The 1,847-nt window shown below is 62.8% G+C and carries 2 protein-coding genes; one reads left to right on the plus strand and one right to left on the minus strand.

From position 1 onward, the window contains the following. Positions 1–1,190, plus strand: a 1,190-nt coding sequence (locus EN925_RS34315) for a cyclopropane-fatty-acyl-phospholipid synthase family protein (RefSeq protein ID WP_164894601.1), incomplete at its 5' end; no start/stop codon positions are given. Position 1,191: 1 nt separating this feature from the next. Here EN925_RS34315 and EN925_RS34320 read toward each other — a convergent pair. Then, a partial coding sequence (locus EN925_RS34320) for an MOSC domain-containing protein (protein ID WP_128337290.1) occupies positions 1,192–1,847 on the minus strand: 656 nt, incomplete at its 5' end.

Raw genomic sequence — 1,847 nt, forward strand, 5'->3', positions numbered from 1 at the left:
GGACCGGGGGGCGGATCGCCCCCGCCACTGGTCCGGTGCTCACCATCAACGACCAGGACATCGTCTGGCAGATCGTGAAGCGACCGTCCCTGTCGACGCTGATCGAGATGTGGATTTCCAAAACGATCGACATCGAAGACGGGACGATCTTCGATTTTTATGCCCTGCCGTCGCAAGGCAAGCTCAGAACCAAGCTCAAGTCGCTGCCGAAAATGGCGATCCTGCGCGACCTGCCTTCCGTGCTTTTGGCACGCAAGCAGATGAGCGCGCGGACCGATCTGTCCGGGCGCAATCCCTATGTCAGCGGTTCGAGCCAGGAGGCGATCCAGCATCACTATGACATCTCGAACGCCTTCTACCGGCTCTTTCTCGACGAGCGCATGGTCTATAGCTGCGGCTACTTCAAGGATTTCGCCAATGGCATCGACGAGGCCCAGGTCGACAAGCTCGACCACATCTGCCGCAAGCTCCGGCTGAAACCGGGCGAACGACTGCTCGACATCGGTTGCGGCTGGGGCGCCATGCTGATCCATGCGGCGAAGAACTACGGCGTCGTCGGCCACGGTGTGTCGCTGTCGCAGGCGCAGACCGAGCTGGCCCGCGAACGCATTCGCGCCGAGGGGCTGGAGGACCGCATCACCATCGAGATCAAATCCTATGCGGAACTCACCGGCAGCTTCGACAAGATTTCGTCGATCGGCATGTTCGAACATCTCGGGCTCGCCAACCATGCGACTTATTTCAAGACCATTCATCGCCTGCTGAAGCCGGGCGGCATCTATCTGCACCACGCCATCACCCGGCGCAGCAAGGGCGACATCAAGAAGACCTTGCGCAAAGGGCCGGAGTTCAAGGCGCTGCTCAAATATATCTTTCCCGGCGGCGAACTCGACACCATCGGCATGACAACAGGCAATCTCGAGGCGCATGGTTTTCTCGTCTACGATGTCGAGAACCTGCGCGAGCACTATGCCCGCACCTGCAGGCTGTGGGCGGAGCGACTCAACGAAAGGTTCGACGAGGCTATCGCCGAGGTGGGCGAGGCCAGGGCGCGGCTATGGCTGCTTTACCTGACGGGCTGTTCGATTACCTTCGAGCGCGCATCGGCACAGATTTTCCAGACCGTCGTGACCAAGCGCGCGCGCGGTCCAAGCGGCCTGCCGCCGACACGGGCGGATCTGTATCGATAGCTTACAGGAAGCGCATCGCGTCGCCGACTTCGACGCGCGCCGGCCTGTCGACCGTGCAATAGACGCCGAGGTTGTGGGCGTTGTGGCGGACCAGGTTGCGCAGGATTGCCGGATCATGGTCGAAGCCATCCTGGGCGACGATGATGAAACCGCAGCGGCGGCAGGGTTCCGAGATGGTCAGCAGGAGATCGCCGACGGCAAGCTTGCGGCCGATCCATTCCGTTTCGGGAAACGAGCCTTCGATCGCCGCCATGTCGACAACGATGTTGGGGCGGAAGCGGCGCGGGTCGGCGACCCCTTCCGGGTGCAATGCTTTCAGGCGTGCCAGCGAAGCCGTGGTCAACAGATGAATCGACGCCTTGCGGTAGCGCTCCGCGGTCAGCGGGCCGGCATAGTCAGGCCCGGCATTCTCGCGGCGAAACGGACGGAGCGAGGCCTCGAAGCCGAGATAGGCCGACACCGCGCGGTCGCTCTCGATGCTTGGCGCGGCCAGCCAGTCGCCCTCGGGAACGGCAATCTCGAGTTCCAGGGTCGGCGACAGCCGGGTGCGGATGCGCGGCACCTTGTGCCATTTCGCGTCGCGGTCCGGTCGTGCGATCTCGTTGTCGGACACGTCGACAAGGCCGAACAGGCGGTCGCCGTCGATGCTCTCGACGT

The sequence above is a fragment of the Mesorhizobium sp. M7A.F.Ca.US.006.04.2.1 genome, assembly GCF_004022915.1.
GTDB classification, from domain to species: domain Bacteria; phylum Pseudomonadota; class Alphaproteobacteria; order Rhizobiales; family Rhizobiaceae; genus Mesorhizobium; species Mesorhizobium ciceri.